16 protein-coding genes and 1 pseudogene are annotated in these 22,352 nt (G+C 65.5%); 5 read left to right on the forward strand and 12 right to left on the reverse strand.

Annotated elements, in window-relative coordinates:
* Positions 1–305: 305 nt before the first annotated feature.
* The 3 genes from ACOHX0_RS19900 to ACOHX0_RS19910 all read left to right on the forward strand — a co-directional run bounded on the left by ACOHX0_RS19900 (position 306) and on the right by ACOHX0_RS19910 (position 4,159).
* Positions 306–2,813 (forward strand): GcvT family protein, encoded by a 2,508-nt coding sequence (locus ACOHX0_RS19900; protein WP_420678979.1) that lies wholly within the window; start codon positions 306–308, stop codon positions 2,811–2,813.
* Between the two features lie 293 nt (positions 2,814–3,106).
* Positions 3,107–3,379 carry a hypothetical protein gene (locus ACOHX0_RS19905; protein ID WP_420678980.1) on the forward strand — a complete coding sequence of 91 codons (273 nt, stop codon included), beginning with the start codon at positions 3,107–3,109 and terminating at the stop codon, positions 3,377–3,379.
* Between the two features lie 360 nt (positions 3,380–3,739).
* A complete protein-coding gene (locus ACOHX0_RS19910; RefSeq protein ID WP_420678981.1) occupies positions 3,740–4,159 on the forward strand; it encodes a PRC-barrel domain-containing protein in 420 nt (139 codons plus the stop codon).
* 72 nt (positions 4,160–4,231) lie between these two features.
* Here the strand turns inward: ACOHX0_RS19910 and ACOHX0_RS19915 are convergent, their stop codons facing one another.
* The gene (locus ACOHX0_RS19915) at positions 4,232–4,822 is read right to left on the reverse strand and encodes an HD domain-containing protein (protein WP_420678982.1); all 591 of its coding nucleotides are present in this window, start codon (positions 4,820–4,822) and stop codon (positions 4,232–4,234) included.
* Between the two features lie 98 nt (positions 4,823–4,920).
* On the opposite strand from ACOHX0_RS19915, the gene ACOHX0_RS19920 reads away from it, so the two are divergent.
* Positions 4,921–5,772: a LysR family transcriptional regulator gene (locus tag ACOHX0_RS19920; protein WP_420678983.1), complete on the forward strand. Its 852-nt coding sequence runs from the start codon at positions 4,921–4,923 to the stop codon at positions 5,770–5,772.
* A gap of 105 nt (positions 5,773–5,877) precedes the next feature.
* Here ACOHX0_RS19920 and ACOHX0_RS19925 read toward each other — a convergent pair whose 3' ends face one another.
* The 10 genes from ACOHX0_RS19925 to xdhA form a co-directional block, all read right to left on the reverse strand.
* Positions 5,878–6,546, reverse strand: coding sequence for a DUF938 domain-containing protein (locus ACOHX0_RS19925; RefSeq protein ID WP_420678984.1), 669 nt, complete (start codon positions 6,544–6,546; stop codon positions 5,878–5,880).
* Complete coding sequence (locus ACOHX0_RS19930; RefSeq protein ID WP_420678986.1) at positions 6,546–7,622, reverse strand: NAD(P)/FAD-dependent oxidoreductase; 1,077 nt, start codon at positions 7,620–7,622, stop codon at positions 6,546–6,548. Before ACOHX0_RS19930 ends, ACOHX0_RS19925 begins: the two co-directional genes overlap by 1 nt.
* A gap of 3 nt (positions 7,623–7,625) precedes the next feature.
* On the reverse strand, positions 7,626–8,567 hold the full coding sequence (locus tag ACOHX0_RS19935; RefSeq protein ID WP_420678987.1) for an aldo/keto reductase: 942 nt from the start codon (positions 8,565–8,567) through the stop codon (positions 7,626–7,628).
* 211 nt (positions 8,568–8,778) lie between these two features.
* On the reverse strand, positions 8,779–9,855 hold the full coding sequence (locus tag ACOHX0_RS19940) for a BMP family ABC transporter substrate-binding protein (RefSeq protein WP_420678988.1): 1,077 nt from the start codon (positions 9,853–9,855) through the stop codon (positions 8,779–8,781).
* Between the two features lie 65 nt (positions 9,856–9,920).
* A complete protein-coding gene (locus tag ACOHX0_RS19945) occupies positions 9,921–10,841 on the reverse strand; it encodes an ABC transporter permease (protein ID WP_420678989.1) in 921 nt (306 codons plus the stop codon).
* Positions 10,841–11,923 (reverse strand): ABC transporter permease, encoded by a 1,083-nt coding sequence (locus ACOHX0_RS19950; protein WP_420678990.1) that lies wholly within the window; start codon positions 11,921–11,923, stop codon positions 10,841–10,843. Before ACOHX0_RS19950 ends, ACOHX0_RS19945 begins: the two co-directional genes overlap by 1 nt.
* 100 nt (positions 11,924–12,023) lie before the next feature.
* The gene (locus ACOHX0_RS19955; RefSeq protein WP_420678991.1) at positions 12,024–13,541 is read right to left on the reverse strand and encodes an ABC transporter ATP-binding protein; all 1,518 of its coding nucleotides are present in this window, start codon (positions 13,539–13,541) and stop codon (positions 12,024–12,026) included.
* Positions 13,538–14,485: a xanthine dehydrogenase accessory protein XdhC gene (xdhC, locus tag ACOHX0_RS19960; RefSeq protein ID WP_420678992.1), complete on the reverse strand. Its 948-nt coding sequence runs from the start codon at positions 14,483–14,485 to the stop codon at positions 13,538–13,540. Before xdhC ends, ACOHX0_RS19955 begins: the two co-directional genes overlap by 4 nt.
* Positions 14,475–16,871 (reverse strand): xanthine dehydrogenase molybdopterin binding subunit, encoded by a 2,397-nt coding sequence (xdhB, locus tag ACOHX0_RS19965; RefSeq protein ID WP_420678994.1) that lies wholly within the window; start codon positions 16,869–16,871, stop codon positions 14,475–14,477. Before xdhB ends, xdhC begins: the two co-directional genes overlap by 11 nt.
* The gene (gene xdhA, locus ACOHX0_RS19970; RefSeq protein ID WP_420678995.1) at positions 16,868–18,244 is read right to left on the reverse strand and encodes a xanthine dehydrogenase small subunit; all 1,377 of its coding nucleotides are present in this window, start codon (positions 18,242–18,244) and stop codon (positions 16,868–16,870) included. The genes xdhB and xdhA overlap by 4 nt, the downstream gene beginning before the upstream one ends.
* 361 nt (positions 18,245–18,605) lie before the next feature.
* Here xdhA and dnaE point away from each other — a divergent pair, with 361 nt between their 5' ends.
* Positions 18,606–22,118 carry a DNA polymerase III subunit alpha gene (gene dnaE / locus ACOHX0_RS19975; protein ID WP_420678996.1) on the forward strand — a complete coding sequence of 1,171 codons (3,513 nt, stop codon included), beginning with the start codon at positions 18,606–18,608 and terminating at the stop codon, positions 22,116–22,118.
* 120 nt (positions 22,119–22,238) lie between these two features.
* Here the strand turns inward: dnaE and ACOHX0_RS19980 are convergent.
* Positions 22,239–22,352: pseudogene (locus ACOHX0_RS19980) on the reverse strand (IS5/IS1182 family transposase); the annotation flags it as partial.

A 22,352-nucleotide genomic window follows, 5' to 3' on the forward strand; every position in this document is an offset into this window, starting at 1 on the left:
CCCGTCCCCGCGCGCTGGCGCTCTGGCAACCGCTGCACCCTGCCGGACCTTTGAGGCACTTCGCCGGGATAAACTTCCCTGCAATGTTCGCTCAGCGCCGCTTTACGGGCAGGCGCCCGCCCGGCGCGGCGAGGGCGAAATTCGCGCCGATCAAGGGCGCTCCTGCCTGCCAGAGGCAAGAATTCCGCCCTGCCGGCAGGCTCAGGTCGGTTTTGTCGGTTTTTGGGTCGGATGGATTTCGCGCACTGTTCCGCGCTTCGGCATAAACCGTGATCAAGAATCCCACAACTCCGGAGAGCGGGCGAATGAAAACCCAAGTCAAAGCACTGGTTGTCGGCGGCGGTGCCGTTGGTGCCTCGATTGCCTACCACCTGGCCAAAGCGGGCTGGGACGACGTCATGCTGATCGAGCGTGACGAGCTGACCTCGGGCTCGACCTGGCATGCGGCTGGCCTGCTGCCGCTGTTCAACATGTCTTATGCCACCACCCACATCCACAAGTACTCGGTCGATTTCTACAAGACCCTGGAAGCGGAAACCGGGCTCAACGCGGGCTTTGCCGTGGTCGGCAACCTGCGGATGGCACAGACGCAGGAGCGCATGGATGAGTACATGCTCTATGCCTCCACCGCGGAAACCTGCGGCGTGAAATACGAGTGGCTGACCCCGGATGAGATCAAGGCGCGCTGGCCGCTGATCAATACCGAAGACCTGAAGGGTGCGATTTACCACACCGAAGACGGCTACATCAACCCGGCCGACGTGACCCAGGCGATGGCCAAGGGCGCGCGCCAGCGCGGTGTCGCGATCGAGCGCAAGTGGCAGGCCGATGCCTTCGAATGGAAGGGCGATCACTGGGACGTCACCCTGACCAAGATGGTCGAGAAAGGCGGAAACCTGGTGCCCGGCGAGGAGCAGATCGTGGTCTCGGCCGAACATGTGGTCACCGCGTCGGGCAACCATGCGCAGCGCACCGCCAGGATGCTGGGTATCAAGATGCCGGCCATCCCGGTTGAGCACCAGTTCATCGTCACCGACGCCGACCCCTCGCTGCAGCAGTACCGCGAGGAAGGCAACCCGGAACACCCGGTGATCCGCGACGCCGACGCGCAGTCCTACGTGCGCGAGGAACGCGGCGGCTGGATCCTGGGCGTCTACGAAAAGCACGCCCCCGCCTGTTTCGAGCACGGCGTGCCCGACAGCTTCCGCGCCGACCTGTTCCCGCTGGATCTGGAGCGGATCGAAGAGCAGTACATGGCGATGATCCACCGGATGCCCTCCTGCGAGGAGTCGGGCCTCAAGGACGACTTCAACGGCCCGATCTGCTACACACCCGATGGCAACCCGCTGGTTGGCCCGGCTCCTGGCCTGCGCAACATGTGGCTGGCAGAGGGCTTCTCCTTCGGGATCACCGCCGCTGGCGGCACCGGTTACTATCTGGCGCAGATGATGGTCGACGGCGAAGCCGAGATCGACATGGCCTCGCTCGACCCGAAACGCTACAGCCAGAACTGGATGACCACCGAGTTCGCGGCCCGCAAGAACGAAGAGTGCTACGATCACGTCTACATCCTGCACCACCCGGACGAAGAACGCCCGGCTTGCCGGCCCTTGCGCACCGCACCTGCCTACGACCGGCAGAAGGCGCGCGGCGCCCAGTTCGGATTTGTCAACGGCTGGGAACGCCCGAACTACTACGGTCCGCTGGATGCGCCGGAAAACTTCGACCATGATGCCCGCAGCTTCCGCCGGGGAGACTGGTGGCAGCATGCGGTGGAAGAGGCCAAGGCGATCCGCGAAGGCGTGGGCCTGATCGACGCAACCGCGTTCACCAAACATGTGGTCAAAGGCCCCGGTGCCACGCAGTTTCTGGACTGGTTCACCTGCAACAAGCTGCCGAAAGTCGGCCGCATCAACCTGACCTACGCGCTGACCTCGCTTGGCACCACCCGCACCGAATACACCATCGTGCGCAACGGCGAGAACAACTACTATCTGGTCTCCGCAGGTGCCTGGTCCGAGTATGACGCGGACTTCCTGCGCAAGGCCGCCGAAGACAAGATGGAAGAATTCGGCTATATCGAGATCCAGGACGTGACCACCCAGTGGGGCGTCTTCGCCATCGCAGGTCCCAAGTCCCGCGATGTGCTGAAAGAGGTGATCAACGACGCGGATCCGGAAACCGCGCTGTCGAACAAGCGCTTCCCCTGGCTGTCGGCCAAGCAGATCGAACTGGGCATGTGCCCGGTCAATGCGATCCGCGTTGCCTACACCGGTGAACTCGGCTGGGAACTGCATCACCCGATCGAGATGCAGAACTACCTGTTCGACCTGCTGGAGAAGGCCGGCGAGAAACACGGCATGAAGCTGGTTGGCGCCCGCGCCCAGAACTGGCTGCGCCAGGAGAAGAGCTACCGCGCCTTCGGCAACGAGCTTGGCCGTGACGCGACCCCGCTGGAAGCCGACCTGCCGCGCTTTGTCGATTTGGAGAAGGACTTCCACGGCAAGGACAAACTGGTCGAGACCGGTGTGCGCGTCAAATGCTGTACCCTGCTGATCGACGGCCCGGCGGACGCCGATCCCTGGGGCCGCGAGGCGCTTTATACCGAAGACGGAACCCGCGTCGGGCGCCTGACCTCCGGCGGCTACTCGGTGGCTTTCGAGAAGTCGATCGGCATGGGCTACGTGAAGCCCGAGCAGGCGGTGGAAGGCACTCAGTTGAAGGTCAAGATCCAGGACAAACTGTGGGATGCGGTCGTCACCTGCGACAGCCCCTACGACCCGAAGAACGAGACCATCCGCCAGAACGGGTGAAGGACGCCTGGACGGGTGTCCAGTGGGCACTCATCCGTGACGAAGGCGGAGTTCCCAGGAATTCCGCCGGTATGGAAACGAGAAAGCCCCGGCCGATGTGCCGGGGCTTTCTTGTTGGGGCAGTGAAACCTTCGCGCTTGCACAGGGTTGGGCAATCCCGCCATTCTTCAGGCATGGATTACCCGCCTTGGCTTCCGCAGCCCGTGAACACTCATACGGGAAGGCTGCTCGCTGTCGCCCGTTGCATTCATCAATTGCATTACTGAGAGGAGGTCCACTTAACCAAAGGCCCCATGAAGACCTTTGACAACTTGTGCGTTGGACCGCTTGAATTGGCCGCTGAAGTTCTCCATTCCTCGGGCTTCATAGAGTTTTTGGACGATCTTCAGCGCAGAAGCGTATTTGTCTGCGGTCCTGCTGACTTTGAAGCTGTTGCAGCATCCAGTGCGGCGCAAGACATCGACGTGGAACTTGTAAAGACCGCAGTTGTCCGCCTTAGCGATGAAGGTTTCGGAGCAACTGACGAGATCGACTGGCTTGTCGGAGAACTGCGCAGGGAAAGCTGATCTGAAACTCCGCGGGCAGGCGCTGGCCTGGCGGCGTTGCTTTGATTCCGGGCGCTCGCGGGACTGGCGCTTGCGAGCGCCGGTCCGTCCGGACCGGCCCGATCCGAACGAAGCCCTCCTGCCGTCCCCGTTCGGATATGAAATCCGGAGGTTCCATTCGGGCCAGGCGCGGCCTGTCTGGCCCGTGTGGCGGCGCGCAACGCACGGTCCACAGCATCCTCCTGTGTCTGCTTCCCGCGGCCTGCGGGTCCGCCGAGACGGCGGCCTCCGGCAAAGACTCAGACTTGTCTCGCGTTTTTCAGGAACTTTCGCGCGCGGCACTCGTTACCTTGATGAAGCAACTGGCAAAGGAGAAGACACATGAAACGTCTCGCAACCATCGCTCTCGCCGCAGGTATCGCAGCAGCACCCGCACTGGCGGAAACAAGCATGGACACCGACGGCCTGATCCGCACCCGTGATATCACCGGCGGCGACATCTACACGCTGAACGGCCCGATGGATGACGACACCTGGGGCAACTGGGAAGCTGACGGCGTTGGCCCGGACTGGAACGACATCGGTGAGATCGAAGACATTATCCTGGACCGCAGCGGCCAGATGATCGGCGTCGTGGCGGAAGTTGGCGGCTTTCTGGACGTGGGCGACAAACACGTGATGATCCCCGTCGAGAACATGCGTCTGACGCCGGTCGATGACAAGAAATACGTGATCGTCACCCGATTCACCGAAGAGCAGCTGGAAGAAATGCCCTCGGTCGACGAAGGCTGGTGGGACTAACTGTTCCTAACCTGGAAGAGGGGCCGCATGGCCCCTCTTTTTTTGTGCGCGGACTGCCGTCGTGCACCCGGTTCAGTCCGATGCGGTCTGGTTCAGTTCCATATGGCCATTGCCCCGTGTCAGGACCCGCCGCAGGATCGGCTCGAAGAATTCCAATGGCCGTGTCGGGTAGTCCGGGTCGAAGGCGCATTGGTCGTATTCATGGCAAAAGTAGCGGCAGTCCTCCCAATAAGGGCTGTTGCGGTATCTGTCCCGCGCGTGGCGGTCGCCGCCCAGATGGTGATTGTAGTAATATCCCTGGAACACACAGTGGTGCTTCATAATCCAGTAGCATTTCTCGCTCACATAGGGTTTCAGCATCGCCGCCGCCAGTTCGCCGTGGTTGTAGGGCGACAGGATGTCGCCGATGTCATGCACCAAGGCGGCCACCACGAACTCCTCCTCGGCGCCGTCCGCGTAGGCCCGCGTCGCGGCCTGCAAGCTGTGCTGGAAACGGTTGACCGGGTAGGGCGTCCACGCCTCGTCAAGGGAGCGGATCGCGTCCAGGATGCGGCCGGGCAGGGCGGCGTTGTAGGCGGCCTCATACTCCACCACCGCGGCCCAGTCCGCCGCCGTGGCCTGTTCGAAACTGGTCCAGCCGGGTTTGCATGTTTGGTCGGGCATAGTCGTTGTTCCTCGCTTGTGTCCGGATGAGGCTAGCGGCGGGCGGGCGAGCAGAAAAACGAATTGATTTGGTCATTGTGAGCAGAAATATTGCTCATATGCAGATCAGCGCTTTCGAGACCTTTCTCGCCATCGAGGCAACCGGCAGCTTTCACGCCGCAGCGGCGCGGCTGCACATTACCCAGACTGCCGTGAGCGCCCGCATCAAAGCGTTGGAGGAGCGGCTCGGCACCGCCCTGTTCGAGCGCGGTCCCGGCGGCGCAAGGCTCAGCGCGGCGGGACGGCAGTTCCTGCCCCACGCGGTGCAACTGGTGCGCAGCTGGGAGATGGTGTCCGGGGGCTTGCGCGGCAGCCTTGTCCGGCAGGCGCCGCTGCGTCTTGGGGCTGCGCTGTCGGTCTGGGATGCGCTTCTCGTGGATGTGGTGGTCCGGCTGGAGCGGCGGCAGGGCACGGTGCCATTTACCCTCAACTACGACCACCTGCTGAACATGGACGAGGCGGTGGCGCAGCGGCTCTTGGATCTGGCGATCGTGAACGAGGTGCCCGCGGGCACCCGGCTGGGCGTGGAGGAACTGCCGCCCGAGCGCCTGCTGCTGCTCTCGGACCGGCCCTTGCGGCTGGAGCGGGATGCGCTGCCGCTGTTCGTCAACCTGGAGCTTGGCCGCGAATATCAGGCAGGGGTTGCACAGGTGCTGCCGCGCGGCGGCCATCAGCAGGTTGTTCTGGGCAATGCCCCGATGGGTCTGCGCTACCTGATGGAGCGTGGCGGCGCGGGGTATTTTCCGGCCGTGATGGCGGCGGAGGCCCTGGCGGACGGGCGCCTGCATGTGGCCGAAGGCGCGCCGGAGCTGCTCTTGAGCTGCAAGGCGCTCTATCTGCCGGGCAACCCGGCACTGGAGCAGATCCGCACGGTGCTTTCGGGCTTGCGCGCGCTTCGGTCCGCCGGATGACCCCGCCGCCCGCGGCTGGAACCGGTGCCGGCCAAACCGGAAAATGGAGATTTTCCGGCCCGGATTCCGTGCCGGAATCCGGGGCCCCGTTGCAGCCGCCAGGTCTCAGCCAGCCGGTTTTTCGGTAACAAAAGCAAGGTTGTTGGCTGGCATTTCCGCTGCCTCGAGCAGATGCAGTCCGGCCGCGTCCAGCCAGTTCCGGACTGCGCGATCGTCCTTGTAGCCGGTCTCGGGGTCATGCGCCTTGAGGCTTGTGTGAAACGCGCGGTCGCCAGCGCTGGTCAGCCGCCCTGCCCGCAGAAAGGGGCCATAGAGCACGAAGCGGCCACCGGGGGCGAGGGCGGCGGAGGCTTCGCGGATCAGCACCTGCGCCTCGCTCTCGCTGATCAGGTGCAGCAGGTTGACCAGCACGATCAGGTCCTGCCCAGGATGTGCCGCCGCCCAGCCCGGTGCTGTGGCGTCCAGTTCGGCCGGCGCCTTGAGGTTGCCGCGTCCGGCTTCAGCCGTATAGGCCTGGATGCTGGCGAGCCGGGACGGGTCCAGCTCGCTCGGTTGCCAGTTGAGCTGCGGCAGGCGGGCGGCAAAGGCCACCACGTGCTGGCCGGTGCCGCTGGCCAGTTCCAGCGCGTGGCCGCGCTCCGGCGCGATGCGCAGGAGCAGTTCGCAAATCGCGGGCGCGTTGCGCGCCGCGGCCGGGGCAGTGAGCTTGCCCGTCTCCAAGCCTGCGTCAGGCCGCGCCACCGGGGCCGCGCCGGGCACCCCGCGCAGGGGCATCAGCGCAGCCGGTCCGGGCGGAGCGCCGTCACCGCTGCGGCCTCCAGCTCCGGGCTGCGGCCCGCCACCAGATCGGCCAGCATTTGCGAGGCGGCGGGCGCGGTCTGGAAGCCGTAGCCGCCTTGCGCCGCGCACCAGATGAAATCCGGGCAGGCAGGGTCAGGCCCCAGCACCAGCGCCCCGTCCGCCACAAAGCTGCGCAGCCCGGCCCAGTTGGCTTCCACCCGGGTGACCGGCTCGCTCACCATCGCCTCGTAGCGGGCGAGCCCCTCGGCCAGCACCATGTCGTCGGCGAAGGCATCATGCGGCTCCACCAGGCCGGTATCGGCGGGGGAGACCAGCAGCTTGCCCGCGTCCGGCTTGGCGTACCAGGTTTCGCCTGCGCCGATCAGCATCGGCCAGCCGCGCACGTCATGGTCGGCGGGTGCGGGCAGCCGCGCCATGGAGCGCCGCCGCGGCTGCAGGCCAACGGGCGCGATGCCTGCTAGTGATGCGATGCGGTCGGCCCAGGCGCCCGCCGCGTTGACCAGCTGGCGGCCTTCATACGCCTCGCCGCCCGCCTGCAGTTGCCAGCCGCGCGCGGTGCGGGTGATCGCGGTGACGGCCGCTTTTGTCACCACCCTGCCGCCGCCCGCGCGTATGGTCCTGGCGAAGTCCTGCAGCATCCGGTCGGTGTCGATATCTTCGGCGGCGCTGCTGATTGCAGTATGGGCCACGGCGCCGGGCTTCAGGATAGGCACCATGGCGCGCGCTTCCTCCAGGTCCAGCGGCGCCATTCGCAGCGCGTCGCAGTCGCGCTCAAAGAGTGCAGCCTCCTCCGGCCCCGCCACAAGCAGCAGCCCGCGCGGGGTGAGGTAGCCGCCATTGGCCTCCCGGTGGTAGGCGGCGCTCGCCCGGCTCAGCGCCACAACCGCGGCGTTGCCGTAGTTCTGCTCGAACAGCGCTGCGGAACGGCCCGAGGCGTGGTAGCCAAGCGCGTCCTCCATCTCCAGCACGGTGACGCTGCCGAGTGCGGAGAGCCGGGCTGCTGCGCTCAAGCCCGCGATGCCGCCGCCGATCACGAGGAAATCCTGCATCGCTCAAGCCTCCTGTTCTTCGAGCCGGTCTGTGGCGGGCGCGGGCCGCGGGCTGAGCGCGGCGATGGCCTGGTAGAGCGCGCCGTCCATCCGAAAGTCCAGCGCCGCCAGCGAGGGCCTGAGCTGGACCGCGTCGCGGCCGGAGATGATCGGCATCGGCCGGCAGGTATGCGCCGCGGCCCAGGCCACGGCGAGAGTTGCCGGGTGGGTGCCGCGCTCCGCCGCCAGCTCCGCCAGTTGCCGGGCGGTCTCGTGCATGTGCGCTTCGCCATAGCGGCGGTTGTAGCGCGGATCCTCGTCCAGCCGCCCGCTGCTGCCTGCGGCGTATTTGCCGCTCAAAAGCCCGCCACCCAGCGGCGAATAGGGTGCCACAGCGATGTCCTGATCGGCGCACATCGGCAGGATTTCGACCTCGGCCTGGCGCTTCACCAGCGAATACATCGGCTGCAGGATGTCGATGGCAAGGCCCGAGGCCGCGCCTTCCATCTGCGCCTTCATCACCTGCCAGGCGGCGAAATTCGACAAGCCCGCATAGCGGATCAGCCCGGCATCCTGCAGCGTGGCGAGGCATTCGAGCGTCTCAAGCAGGTCCGTGTCCGGGTCGAACCGGTGCAGGTAGAGGATGTCGACCATCTCCAGGCCCAGGCGCCGGCGGCTTTCGTCGAATTGCTTGCGGATGTTCTCCGCCCCCGCGCCGCCCGAGTAGCCCGCCTTGGTGGCGATCAGCAACCGGTCGCGCTCGCCGCCGATCAGCCGGCCCAGGATCCGTTCCGAGCGGCCATCGGTATAGACCCAGGCGGTATCGAAGTGATTGATGCCCGCGGCCCTGCAGGCGGCATACATGGCGGCCGACTGCGCCTCATCGGCGCGGCCGCCGAACTGCATGCTGCCAAAGGCAAAACGGCTGGCCGGAGTGCCATCCGGAGTGGTCAGAATCCTGCTCATGCGCGGAGAGTGGCACAGGACCGGACCATGCGAAAGCGCGATTTGGCCGATGCCGCCGATAGGGCGGCGGGGAAGAATTTTGAAAAATTCTTGGCCGGAAAATTTCGAATTTTCCGGCGCCCGCGTGAGCCCGGCGCAGCGCATCAAGGGGTGCGCAACAATAAAGGCCCGCCGTGCGGCGGGCCTTTCCGGTGTCGGGAAAGCCGAGGGCTTACTGCGGGATGTCGCCTTCGATGCCTTCGACATAGAAGTTCATGCCCGCCAGCGTGCCGTCATCGGCGGTTTCGCCTTCAGCCAGCCAGGGCGTGCCGTCCTGCTTGTTCAGCGGGCCGGTGAAGGCGTGGTGCTCACCGCTGGCGATGGCTTCCTTGACCGCCAGCGCGGCTTCCTTGATTTCGGCCGGCACCGCGTCGGAAATCTCGCCGATCTCGACCATGCCTTCCTTGATGCCGTGCCAAGTGTCGACGCTCTCCCAAGTGCCGTCCATCACCGCCTTGGTGCGCTCGATGTAGTAGGGCGCCCAGTTGTCGATAATCGAGGAGACCCGCGGCTTCGGCGCGTATTCCGCCATGTCGGAGGCCTGGCCGAAAGTGATCACATTGCCCGCCGCCTGTGCAGCGGCTTGCGGTGCGGTGGAGTCGGTGTGCTGCAGGATCACGTCGGCGCCCTGTTCGATCAGCACCTTGGCGGCGTCGGCCTCTTTCGCCGGGTCGAACCACGTGAAGGCCCAGACGATCTTGAATTGAACGTCGGGGTTCACCTTCTTGGCGTGGATATAGGCCGAGTTGATGCCGCGGATCACTTCCGGGATCGGGTAGGAGCCGATATAGCCGACGATGTTGCTCTCGGTCATGTGGCCCGCGATTGTGCCTTGCACGGCGCGGCCTTCGTAGAAGCGGGCGGAGTAGGTCGAGACGTTCTCGGCGCGCTTGTAGCCGGTGGCGTGCTCGAACTTCACGTTCGGGAACTTCTTGGCGACGTTGATGGTCGGATCCATGTAGCCGAAAGAAGTGGTGAAGATCAGGTCCGCGCCTTCCAGCGCCATCTGAGTCATCACCCGCTCGGCGTCCGGGCCTTCGGCCACGTTTTCCACGTAGACGGTTTCGACCTTGTCGCCGAACTCCGCCACGACCGCCTTGCGGCCCTGGTCGTGCTCGTAGGTCCAGCCGCCATCGCCTACCGGGCCGACATAGACGAAGCCCACTTTGGTCTTGTCTTCGGCGGCCAGCGCGCCGCCGGCCAGGCCCAGGGCCATTGCGGCACTGGTGAGAAGGGTTGTCAGTTTCATCAACGGGCTCTCCCAAGTTGGTTTTGTTTGGCCCCGGCAGCCCGGGGCGGGCGTAGGCCCCCGCGCTAGCGGGCGGCGTGGAAATTGCGGCCCAGCGAGGCCGGAGCGCTGCTCTTGTCGGCAGAAAGAATAACCAGCACAAGGATCGTGATCAGATAGGGCGACATTGCCAGATACTCGACCGGGATGGCAACGCCCGCGGCCTGCAGATTGAGCTGCACCACGGTGACGCCGCCGAAGAGATAGGCACCGGCCAGCGCGCGCCACGGCTTCCAGCTGGCAAAGACCACCAGAGCGAGGGCAATCCAGCCGATGCCCGCGGTCATGCCCTCGGTCCATTGCGGCACCCGGATCAGGCTGATGTAGGCACCGCCAAGACCGGCGCAGGCGCCGCCGAACATGATCGCCATCAGGCGGATCTTCACCACCTTGTAGCCAAGCGCATGGGCGGCGTCGTGGCTTTCGCCCACCGCGCGCAGGACCAGCCCCATGCGCGAATATTTCAGCATCCACCAGACCGCCGCGGTCAGCACTATGCCGAAGTAGAGGACGATGTCATGGCTGAACAGGATGGGCCCCAGAACCGGAATCTCGCTCAGGACCGGGAAGCGGATATCGCCCATCTGCGGCGGCTTGACGCCGACATAGCGCTGCCCCATCAGCGCCGACAGCCCGAGCCCGAAGAGGGTGAGCGCCAGGCCGGAGGCGACCTGGTTTGCCAGCGCAAACTGGGTGAGGATGGCAAACAGCACCGACAGCGCCGCGCCGGCAAGCGCCGCGGCGATGAAGCCGAAGAGGGGCGAGCCGCTTTCCACCGCGGTGGCAAAGCCCGCGATGGCGCCGACGATCATCATCCCCTCGACGCCGAGGTTCAGCACACCGGATTTCTCCACCACCAGCTCGCCGATGGCGGCCAGCAAGAGCGGCGTGGCCGCGACCATCAGCGAGGCGATCAGCAGGACCGGGTTGATTGCAGAAAGGTCCATCATGCCACCTCAGGCTTGCCGATTGCGATGCGGAAATTGGTGAGCAGGTCGAAGGCCAGGAGGAAGAACAACAGCATCCCCTGGAACACCTGGATGGCTGCCGCGGGCAGCTGCAGGTTCGACTGCGCAATGTCACCGCCGATGTAGGTCAGCGCCATCAGCCCGCCCGCCAGCAGGATGCCGACAGGGTGCAGGCGGCCCAGGAAGGCGACGATGATGGCGGTGAAGCCATAACCCACGTTGAAATCGATTGAGATCTGGCCGGACGGGCCGGAGACCTCGAACATTCCCGCAAGCCCCGCCAGCGCGCCGGAGGTGCCAAGGCAGAACAGGATCAGCCGCGCCGGGTTGACGCCCGCAAAGCGCGCCGCGCGCGGCGCCTCGCCGGTCAGTCGGATGTGGTAGCCGGTCATGTGGCGGTTCAAGAGCACATAGGCAAAGATCACCGCGACCAGCGCCGCCACCACGCCCCAGTGCATGCCGGTTCCGGCGATCAGTTCGGCGTTGTGGGCGCTGTCATAGGCCTGAAGGTTGCGCGAACCGGGGAAGCCGAAGCCCTCGGGGTTCTTGAGCAGTCCAAGGGAGACCGAGGCCAGCAGCTGTTCGGCCACATAGACCAGCATCAGCGACACCAGGATCTCGTTGGTGCCAAAGCGCACTTTCAGCACTGCCGGGATCATTGCCCAGGCCCAGCCGCCAAGCGCGCCGGCAATCACCATGACCGGGAAGATGTAGAAGGCCTCCAACGGATAGAAGGCCAGCCCCGCCCCGGCGCCGCAGATGGCGCCCATGATGTACTGGCCCTCGGCGCCGATGTTCCAGATGCCCGCGCGGAAGCCCAGGGACAGGCCGATGGCGATCAGCACCAAGGGCGCGCCCTTCACCAGGAGCTGCGGCCGGTAGTAGAAGGCAAACTCGCCGAACAGCGGGTCCCAGAAAATAATGCGGATCGCCTCGACGGGCGGTTTGCCAAGCGCGGCGAACAGCAGCCCGCCGAACACCATCGTGGCCAGAACCGCCACCAGCGGCGTGGCCAGCGACCAGGCGCGCGACGGCTGCGGCCGTTTCTCAAGCCGGATCATTCAGACGGCTCCTTCATTCATCTTGCCAAAAATACTCTCGCCCCTTGCCCGGCAGGCGGCTTTGCCGCCGAGAGGGGAAGCGAAAAAACTGGGCACCGGCTTACACATGAGCCACTTCCATGCCATGCGCGCCGCCCATCATCAGCCCGATCTCATCCACGGTGAGGCCCATCGCTTCGCGCGGGGCGCTCAGGCGGCCTTCGTTCAGCGCGGCAAAGTTGTCGGAGATCTCCATCAGCTCGTCCAGGTCCTGACTGATGCAGATGACGGCCGCGCCTTTGGCGGCCAGATCCAGCAGCGACTGGCGGATTGCCGCAGCGGCCGCGGCGTCGACGCCCCAGGTGGGCTGGTTCACCACCAGCACTTCGGGATCTTGCAGCACCTCGCGGCCGATCACGAACTTCTGCAGGTTGCCGCCGGAGAGCGAGCGCGCCGCATTGCCGGGGCCGGGGGTGCGCACGTCGAAAGCCTCGATCACACGCTCGGCAAAATCCTTGGCGGCGCCCCAGTTCAGGAAGCCGTTGTTTTCCAGCTTCTCCCGCACCGAGGCGGTCAGCATGGCATTCTCCGTCAGGCTCATGTCCGGCGCCGCGGCGTGGCCGAGGCGTTCTTCGGGTGCGGCCAGCACTCCCAGCCGGCGCCGCGCGGTGGGGCCGAGGCGGCCGATCGGTTGACCATGCAGCTTCACTGCATCCGCGGCGGTCAGGGTCTCGCCCGACAGCACGCCCAAAAGCTCGTCCTGGCCATTGCCGGCCACGCCGCCGACGCCCAGGATCTCACCTTTGCGCACAGTCAGATGCACGTTCTTCAGCGCGGTGCCAAAGGCCGAGGGCGCGGGCACCGAGAGGCCTGAGATATCCAGCGCCACTTCACCGAGCGCGCGGCCCGAGCGTTCGGGCGTCTGCAGCGCGGTGCCGACCATCATCTCGGCCATGTCGCGGGCCGAGGTTTTGGAGGGCGTGCATTCGCCCACGTTCTTGCCCAGCCGCAGGATGGTGGCGTGGTCGCAGAGCGTGCGGATCTCTTCCAATTTGTGGCTGATATAGAGGATCGAGGTGCCCTCGCTGCGCAGTTTCTGCAAGGTTTCGAACAGGATATCCACTTCCTGCGGCGTCAGCACCGAGGTCGGCTCGTCCATGATCAGAAGCTTCGGATCCTGCAGCAGGCAGCGGATGATCTCCACCCGCTGGCGCTCCCCGGCAGACAGGTCGCCGACGGTGCGGAACGGATCGAGCGGCAGGCCGTAGGTCTCCGACACCTCGCGGATGCGGGCGGCCAGGTCGCGCATCGGCGGCGGGTTTTCCATGCCAAGGGCGATGTTCTCCGCCACGTTCAGCGCGTCGAACAGGGAGAAATGCTGGAACACCATGGCGATGCCATCGGCACGGGCCTGGCGCGGCTCGCCCGGCTCAAACGGTTCGCCGCGCAGCAGCATCCTGCCGCTGTCGGGCTTCACCAGCCCGTAGATCATCTTCACCAGAGTGGATTTCCCGGCCCCGTTTTCGCCCAGGAGGGCATGCACTTCGCCTTCGCCGATGTCGAAGGAAACAGTGTCGTTGGCCACGACTCCGGGATAGGCCTTGGTCAGACCCTGCAGGCTCAAGAGTGGTACGGTCACGCGCGGCGGTCCTCTTTCAATTCATTCTTGGCACCGAGCCGCAGCAGCTGTGCCGCGACGCCGACCGCAATCATTTGCGGATGTTTGCCCAGTTGCGGATCGCCGATGGGGCAAGTGATCCTGGTGATCTGCTCCGGGGCATGGCCCAGGGCAGAAAGGCGCGAGCGGAACCGCGCCCATTTCGTGGCCGAGCCGATCAGCCCGGCAAAGGCAAAACCGTGACCCAGCAGGCCGTGGCATAGCGCCAGATCCAGCGCATGGGAATAGGTCAGCACCAAATGTTGTGCGTTTCCAGGGGCATGACGCAGCAGGAGCACAGGATCTGCCGCCACCAGCTGGGTGACCTGCGGCGGGATCCGGGCCGGAAAACGCTCTGCCGCGGTGTCGATCCAGGTGATCTCCAGCCCGGGCAGCGGGGCGAGCACATCGACAAGCGCGCGGCCGACATGGCCCGCTCCCCAGATCCACAGGGGAGTCTCGGGGCGATGGACGGCCTCGATCATCCAGCCGTCCGCCAGCTGCGGCTCAGGGGTGCGGCCCTGGCTGCGGGCGGCGGCGAGGATGCGGCTGACCGGAAGCGGGATCTCTGCGGGTACTGGCATAGACGCCGCCGGGCGGGCGATGACCTCTGTGTCCAGCGCTGAAGTCTCCGCCGCCGTATAAACTTCGCTCAGCAGCGTCACCGAGCCGCCGCAGCACTGGCCCAGCTGAGGCCCCAGCGCATGGTTGCTGAGCACCGACGCCTTGGTCTGCTGCCGCGCCGCCTCCGCCGCCTCGTATTCCAGGGCGCCGCCGCCGATGGTGCCCGATTGGCCGCCCTCCCAGACCAGCATGGCGGCACCGGGCTCGCGCGGGGCGTGGCCGCGCACGGCGGCAATCACCACGCGGACCACGCGGTCCTGCGCTTCCACTGCCTGCCGGAGCTCTTCGACGTCAAATCCCATCGCGCAGCCTCCGCGTGACGCGCCAGAGCTCCTCCGCCGTGGCAGGCGCGTTCAGATGCGGGTAGCCGTCACCGAATGCCGCGGCTGCATCGCTCAGCGCCAGCCAGGCGGAAATGCCCAGCATGAAGGGCGGCTCGCCTACCGCTTTGGAGCGGTAGATGGTGCTTTCGCGGTTGGTGCAATTGAACAACTCGACGTTGAAGACATCCGGGCGGTCCGAACAGGCCGGGATCTTGTAGGTGGAGGGCGCATGGGTCCTGAGCCGCCCGGCGCCGTCCCAGACCAGCTCCTCGGTAGTTAGCCAGCCTGCACCCTGCACATAGCCGCCCTCGACCTGGCCCTTGTCCAGCGCCGGGTTCAGCGAGGCGCCCGCGTCATGCAGGATGTCGCAGCGCAGGATGCGGTTCTCGCCGGTGCGCCCGTCCAGCGCCACTTCGGTGATTGCCGCGCCATAGGCAAAATAGAAGAATGGCCGCCCGCGGCCCTTGATGCGATCCCATTCGATCTTGGGAGTCTTGTAGAAGCCGGTGGCGCTGAGGCTGACGCGGTTTTCGTAGGCCAGCTTGGCAGCTTGGGCAAAGGTCAGCACCTCGCCGCCCACATGCACCTTTCCGCCCGCAAAGCGGATGTCGCGGGTCTGGTAGCGCTCGGCCAGCAGATCCTCGATCCGGGCACGGATCTCGTCGCAGGCGGCCTTCACCGCCATGCCGTTGAGGTCGGAGCCGGAGGAGGCCGCAGTGGCCGAAGTGTTGGGCACCTTGGCGGTGTCGGTAGCGGTGATCTTCACCATCTCCAAGCCCACGCCAAAGCGGCTCGCGGCCACCTGCGCCACCTTCTGGAACAGGCCTTGGCCCATCTCGGTGCCGCCGTGGTTCATGTGGATGGAGCCGTCCTGGTAGACATGCACCAGCGCGCCGGCCTGGTTGAGGTGCGTGAGGGTGAAGGAGATGCCGAACTTGACGGGGGAGAAGGCGATGCCCTTCTTGATAAAAGCGTTCTCGCGGTTCCACTGCCGCACCGCCTCGCGCCGGGCGGCGTAATCGGCGCTTTCCGCCAGCTGCTCGGTCATCTCGTGCAGAATGAAGTCCTCGACCGGCATGTGGTAGGGCGTTGTCTGCACTCCAGCTGGCGGCTCTGGCACCTCGGCAGGCTGCGGGGCGGCCCCGCGGGAGGTGAGGTCGCCGCCGCCTTCAGGAAGCTTGCGCCGGTCGTGAGCCTCGCCGGGGGCGGCCTCGCCGTCCTGCATCGGCGCGTAGTAGTTCAGCCGCCGCACTTCCAGCGGGTCGCGGCCGAGGCTATGGGCGATGTGGTCCATCACCCGCTCGATCCCGACCATCCCCTGCGGGCCGCCAAAGCCGCGGTAGGCGGTGGCGCTTTGCAGGTTGGTCTTGAGCCGGTGGCTCTCGATCCGCACGGCGGGGATCAGATAGGCGTTGTCGGCATGCAGCATGGCACGGTCGGCGACCGGCAGCGACAGATCCTGCGCCCAGCCGCAGTTGACCAGATGCAGGAACTCCACCCCCTGCAGGCGCCCGTCCTCGTCGAAACCGGCCCGGTAGGAGATCCGGAAGGCATGGCGCTTGCCGGTGATCACCATGTCGTCGTCGCGGTCGTAGCGCATCTTGCAGGGCTTTCCGGTGAGCCGCGCGGCGACGGCACAGGCCACCGCCAGCGCGTTGCCCTGGCTTTCCTTGCCGCCAAAACCGCCGCCCATGCGCCGGGTCTCCACCCGGACCGAGTGCATCGGCAGGCCGATCGCCTCGGCCACCTTGTGCTGGATCTCGGTCGGGTGCTGAGTGGAGGAATGCACGAGCATGCCGCCATCTTCCTGCGGCAGCGCCATTGCGGCCTGGCCTTCGAGGTAGAAATGCTCCTGGCCGCCGATCTCGAAGGTGTCCTCCACCACATGCGGGGCGGTGTCGATGGCCTCGGCCGTGTCGCCCTTCTGATAGATGCGCGGGCCATCCTCAAAGCGGCTGTCTGCGGCCAGCGCGGCATCGAGGCTCAGCAGCGCTTCCTCCTCTGCGTAATCGACGCGGCCCTTGCGGGCGGCGACGCGGGCGTGGCGGTGGCTGTCGGCCACCACCAGGAAAACCTGCTGCCCTATGTAGTGCACCGTACCGTCCGCCAGCAGCGGCTCGTCGTGCAGCGAGGGGGAGACGTCATTGTCGAACGGCAGATCGGACGCCGTGAGCACCGCCACCACGCCGGGGCTTTCTTTCACCTCGGTGAGATCCATCGCGGTGATCCGCCCCTTGGCGATGGGAGAGAGGCCGAAGGCCAGGTGCAGTGTGCCCCGCGGCGTGGGAATGTCGTCCACATACCGCGCTGCCCCGGTCACATGCAGGCGGGCGGCGTCATGGGGCAGAGGTTTGGTCACGCTCATGACTGCACCTCCAGCACCGAGACGGGCTCGCCGGAAAGGTCAGCATAATAGCGCGCCAGCATGTTGCGGGCGGTTTCCAGCCGGTAGCCGGCGGAGGCGCGCATGTCGGTCATCGGGGTGAAGTCCTGATCGAAGGCGGCGGCGGCCTTCTGGATCGCGGCCTCGCTCCAAGGCTCGCCGATCAGCGCGTCCTCCACGTGATTTGCGCGTTTCGGAATTCCCGCCATGCCGCCAAAGGCGATGCGGGCGGCAGTCACGGTGCCGTCCTCCACCGTCACGTTGAAAGCGCCCAGCACGGCGGAGATGTCCTGATCGAAGCGCTTCGAGAGCTTGTAGACCCGCAACACGTCCGGCTGGCGGAGGAAGCTGACGGCCTCGACAAACTCGCCCGGCTGGCGGTCCTGCTTACCGTAGTCGAGGAAGAAGTCCTCCAGCGGCATCTCCCGCCGGGTTTCGCCTTTGCGAAGGTGCAGAGTGGCCCCGAGCGCGATGAGCGCAGGCGGGTTGTCCCCGATCGGCGAGCCATTGGCGATATTGCCGCCCACGGTTGCCGCCGCCCGTATCTGCTGGGAGGCAAAGCGGCGCGCCATTTCGGCGTAGGAGGGGTGCAGGTCCTGCATCGCCGCGCGCATCCGGTTCATGTCAGCCATGGCGCCGATGCGCACGCCGTCGTCGGTGATGGTGATCTCCTTCAGATCGGCGCAGCCGTCGAGGAAGATCATCTGCGGCAGCGCACGCAGGCCCTTGGTGACCCAGAGGCCAACGTCGGTGGCGCCGGCCACGAGGGTGGCGTCGGGGTGCTCTTCATAGAGTGCCGCCAGTTCGTCGGAGGAGGCAGGCAGGAGAGGGGTCTCCCCCCGGGGTATGTCCGGCAGGACGAAGTTGGCATCCTGCGCGATCCAGTCCGGCACCGGGTGGCTGGCGGCGGCCTCCGCCGCGCGGATAATCGGGACGTAGCCGGTGCAGCGGCAGAGGTTGCCTGCAAGCTGGTCGTCGTAGTCCTTTGCGTCATTGGCGTGGGCGGTGACCATCGCCATGATGAAACCCGGAGTGCAGAAGCCGCACTGGCTGCCGTGATGCTGCACCATTGCCTCCTGCACCGGGTGCAGGGTGCCATCGGGGCCGGCCGCGCCTTCGACGGTGCGCACCGCCTTGCCGTGGAGCTGCGGCAGGAACAGGATGCAGGCGTTCAGGGGCTTGCTGCCCTGCGCGTCCGTCACCATCACCGTGCAGGCGCCGCAGTCGCCCTCGTTGCAGCCTTCCTTGGTCCCGGTCAGTCCACGGTCTTCGCGCAGCCAGTCGAGCAGGGTTGCTGCCGGGTCGGGGTGCGGCAGGCTTACCTCCTCACCGTTGAGATGAAAGGTAACCGTCATAGCTGAAACCCGCCGCCTTACCCCGTGAACCCGATATGCCCTCCTTCGATGCGGCGTAGAAAGAGTGGCGGGCCTTGCTTTTGCTTGCTGATCAATAGCCTAGGGAGCATTGCCGCGTTCTGGCAAGAAAAACTGACACCGCAATGCAGAAAACCGGGCGACAGAATGTTTCATCGCAGCAGGCTTGCGTATTATTATCTAATAATTCTAGCGGCTTGCTGTATCTGATCTGCTGCTTGCACTGGAAGCACTTTCAATTTTTTCCGAATGGTCCGGCGCCCCGTGCCCGGCGCTGTGCAGGCCTGCCGCGCAACCGCAAATGGGCCTTCGCCCCGCCGCGCGGATCGGGTAGCTTGCCGGCATGACCAGCTCTCCCCGATTCATACACCTGCGCACCCATACCGAATACTCGCTTCTCGAGGGCGCGCTGCGCCTCAAGAAGCTGCCGGATCTCTGCAAAAAGCACGAGATGCCCGCGATTGCGGTCACCGATACCAATGCGATGTTCTCGGCACTGGAGTTCTCGGTCACCCTGTCCGGTGCGGGCATCCAGCCGATCGTCGGCTGCCAGGTAGATCTGACCTTCCAGGAGGCCGAGCCGGGCGGCAAGCCCAAGCTGCCGGCGCCGCTGGTGCTGCTGGCCCAGAACGAAGAGGGCTACGAGGGGCTGATGCGTCTCTCCTCCTGTCTTTACGTCGACAAGGGCGGCCAGCTGCCGCAGGTGACGCTGGTTGATCTGGAAGCCAACAGCGCCGGGCTGATCTGCCTTAGCGGCGGGCCGGAGGGGCCGGTTGGCCAGCTGCTGCAGCAGCGCCAGCGCCCGGCGGCCGAGGCGTTGATGCAGCGGCTGAAGGACATCTTCCCCGACCGGCTTTATGTGGAACTGCAGCGTCATCCGGGCGAGGACGGCCAGCCGGAAGCGGAGCGGCTCACCGAGCGCGGCCATGTGGAGATGGCCTATGCGATGGATCTGCCGCTGGTCGCCACCAATGACGTCTACTTCCCCAACCCGGAGATGTACGAGGCGCATGACGCGATGATCTGCATCGCGGAAGGCGCCTATGTCGATCAGGCCGAGCCGCGCCGCCGCCTGACCGCGCAGCATTACTTCAAGAGCCAGCAGGAAATGGTGACCCTGTTTGCCGACCTGCCGGAGGCGGTCGAGAACACGGTGGAAATCGCGCGCCGCTGTGCTTTCATGGCCGCCCTTCGCGACCCGATCCTGCCGAAATTCGCCGATGACGAGGTCCAGGAACTGCGCCGCCAGGCCAACGAGGGCCTGCAGAACCGGCTGGCGGTGATCCCGCATGCGGTGAGTGTGGAGGAGTACCAGGAGCGGCTCGATTTCGAGCTGGGCATCATCGAGGGCATGGGCTTCCCCGGGTACTTCCTGATCGTGGCCGACTTCATCAAGTGGGCCAAGGAGCAGGGCATCCCGGTGGGGCCGGGCCGGGGTTCGGGAGCGGGCTCCCTGGTGGCCTATGCGCTGACCATCACCGACCTCGACCCCTTGCGCTACTCGCTGCTGTTCGAACGCTTCCTGAACCCGGAACGGGTGTCGATGCCCGACTTCGACATCGACTTCTGCATGGACCGGCGCGAAGAGGTGATCCGCTACGTGCAGGAGAAATACGGCCGCGACAAGGTCGGGCAGATCATCACCTTCGGTGCGCTCCTGTCCAAGGCGGCGGTGCGCGACATCGGCCGGGTGCTGCAGATGCCCTATGGCCAGGTGGACCGCCTGTCGAAGATGATCCCGGTCGAGGGCGTGAAGCCCGTATCCATCGAGAAGGCGCTGCAGGACGAGCCGCGCCTCAAGGAAGAAGCCTGCAACGAGCCGGTGGTGGACCGGCTTCTGACGTACGGGCAGCAGGTCGAGGGCCTGCTCAGGAATGCCTCCACCCACGCCGCGGGCGTGGTGATCGGCGACCGGCCGCTGGATGCGCTGGTGCCGCTCTACCAGGATCCGCGCTCGGACATGCCGGCCACCCAGTTCAACATGAAATGGGTGGAGCAGGCGGGGCTGGTGAAGTTCGACTTCCTGGGCCTGAAGACGCTCACCGTGATCCAGAACGCGGTGAACCTGATCCGCCAGTCGGGCCGCGATCTGCATACTTCCGCCGATGGCACCCGGCTTTACGATCCGCCCGAAGGCGCCGAGAACGAGATCAACGCCATTCCGCTGGATGACAAGGTCACCTACGACCTCTACTCGCGGGCCAAGACGGTGGCGGTGTTCCAGGTGGAATCCACCGGCATGATGGACGCGCTGAAGCGCATGAAGCCCACCTGCATCGAAGACATCGTGGCGCTTGTGGCGCTGTACCGTCCCGGCCCGATGGAGAATATCCCGGTCTACTGCGAGGTGAAGAACGGCCAGCGCAAGATCACCTCGGTGCATCCGCTGATCGACCACATCCTGGAGGAAACCCAAGGCATCATCGTCTACCAGGAGCAGGTGATGCAGATCGCCCAGGTGATGGCGGGCTATTCGCTTGGCGGCGCCGACCTCTTGCGCCGCGCCATGGGCAAGAAGATCAAGGAGGCGATGGACGCCGAACGTCCGAAGTTCGAGAAGGGGGCTGCGGAAAACGGCGTGCCAGCCAAGAAGGCCAGCGAGGTCTTCGACCTGTTGGAGAAATTCGCCAACTACGGCTTCAACAAGTCGCACGCGGCGGCCTATGCGGTGGTCTCCTACCAAACCGGCTGGCTCAAGGCGAACCATCCGGTGGAGTTCATGGCGGGTGTCATGAATTGCGATATCCACCTGACCGACAAGCTGGCCATCTACTTCGAGGAGGTCCGAAAGGGGCTGGGCCTGAAATACGTGCCGCCTTGCGTCAACCGCTCGCTTGCAACCTTCAACGTGATGAACGGCGAGCTGGTCTATGCGCTGGGCGCGCTGAAGAACGTCGGCCTCGACGTGATGCGGCTGGTGACGGCGGCGCGGACCGAGGACGGGCGCGAGCGGCCCTTTGTCAACCTTTACGATTTTGCCCGCCGGGTGAACCTCAAGAAGGTCGGCAAGCGGCCCTTGGAGATGATGGCGCGGGCCGGGGCTTTCGACCAGCTCGACCCCAACCGCCGCCGGGTGTTCGACAGCCTGGAGGCGCTGGTTGGCTACTCCGCCGCGATCCATGAACAGAAGAATTCCAACCAGGTATCGCTGTTCGGGGAGGCGGGTGACGACCTGCCGGAGCCGCGGCTGGCGGCGGTGCCGGACTGGCTGCCCGCCGAGCGGCTGAGCGAGGAATTCAAGGCCGTCGGCTTTTACCTCTCGGGGCATCCGCTTGACGATTACATGCCGGCGCTCAAGCGCAAGGATGTGATGACGCTGGACGAGGTGACGGCCAAGGCCGAACGCGGCCCCTTCATGGCCAAGATGGCGGGTGTGGTGGCGGGCCGGCAGGAGCGCAAATCGGCCCGCGGCAACCGCTTCGCCTTTGCCCAGCTGTCCGACCCGTCCGGCGCTTTCGAAGTCACGCTGTTCTCCGAGGTGCTGGAGAAGAGCCGCGAGTTCCTCGACACCGGCGCCAAGGTGGTGATCACCGCGGAGGCGACGATGGAGAGCGACCAGCTGAAGCTCCTGGTGCGCTCGGTCGGGCCGGTGGACGCGGCGATTGCGGATGCCGGGCGCAGTTCGTTGCGCGTCTACATTGGCGACGCCGCCGCGGTGGCGACGGTAGCGCAAGTTCTGGAGGACGCCAAATCCGCTGCCCGCAACGCCGCGCGGGGCGAGATCTACATGTACCTGCAGGACTCGGGCCTGCCCGGCGACGTGGAGATGGACCTGGGCCAGCCCTTCCCGATCAACCCCCAGATCAAGGGCGCGCTGAAGTCGCTCGAAGGCGTGCTGGATGTGGAGGAGATTTGAGGACCGCTATCTGCTCGCATCTAGCATTGATTGAATTCTTTCTGGGACGTCTTTGGGCAACTTTATGGCATTGATTAGCCACTCCATTCCTTCTCGAAAGCAGGGATCTAGGGTCAGGACTCATAGCCAGTAAATGACGAGTGCGGCGAGGGCGATGGCTGAGAGGAAGACCTTCGGGCATCTGTCGTATCGGGTCGCCACACGCCGCCAATCCTTCAGCCTGCCGAACATGAT

Source organism: Cribrihabitans pelagius, from assembly GCF_048820915.1.
Taxonomy (GTDB): domain Bacteria; phylum Pseudomonadota; class Alphaproteobacteria; order Rhodobacterales; family Rhodobacteraceae; genus Cribrihabitans_A; species Cribrihabitans_A pelagius.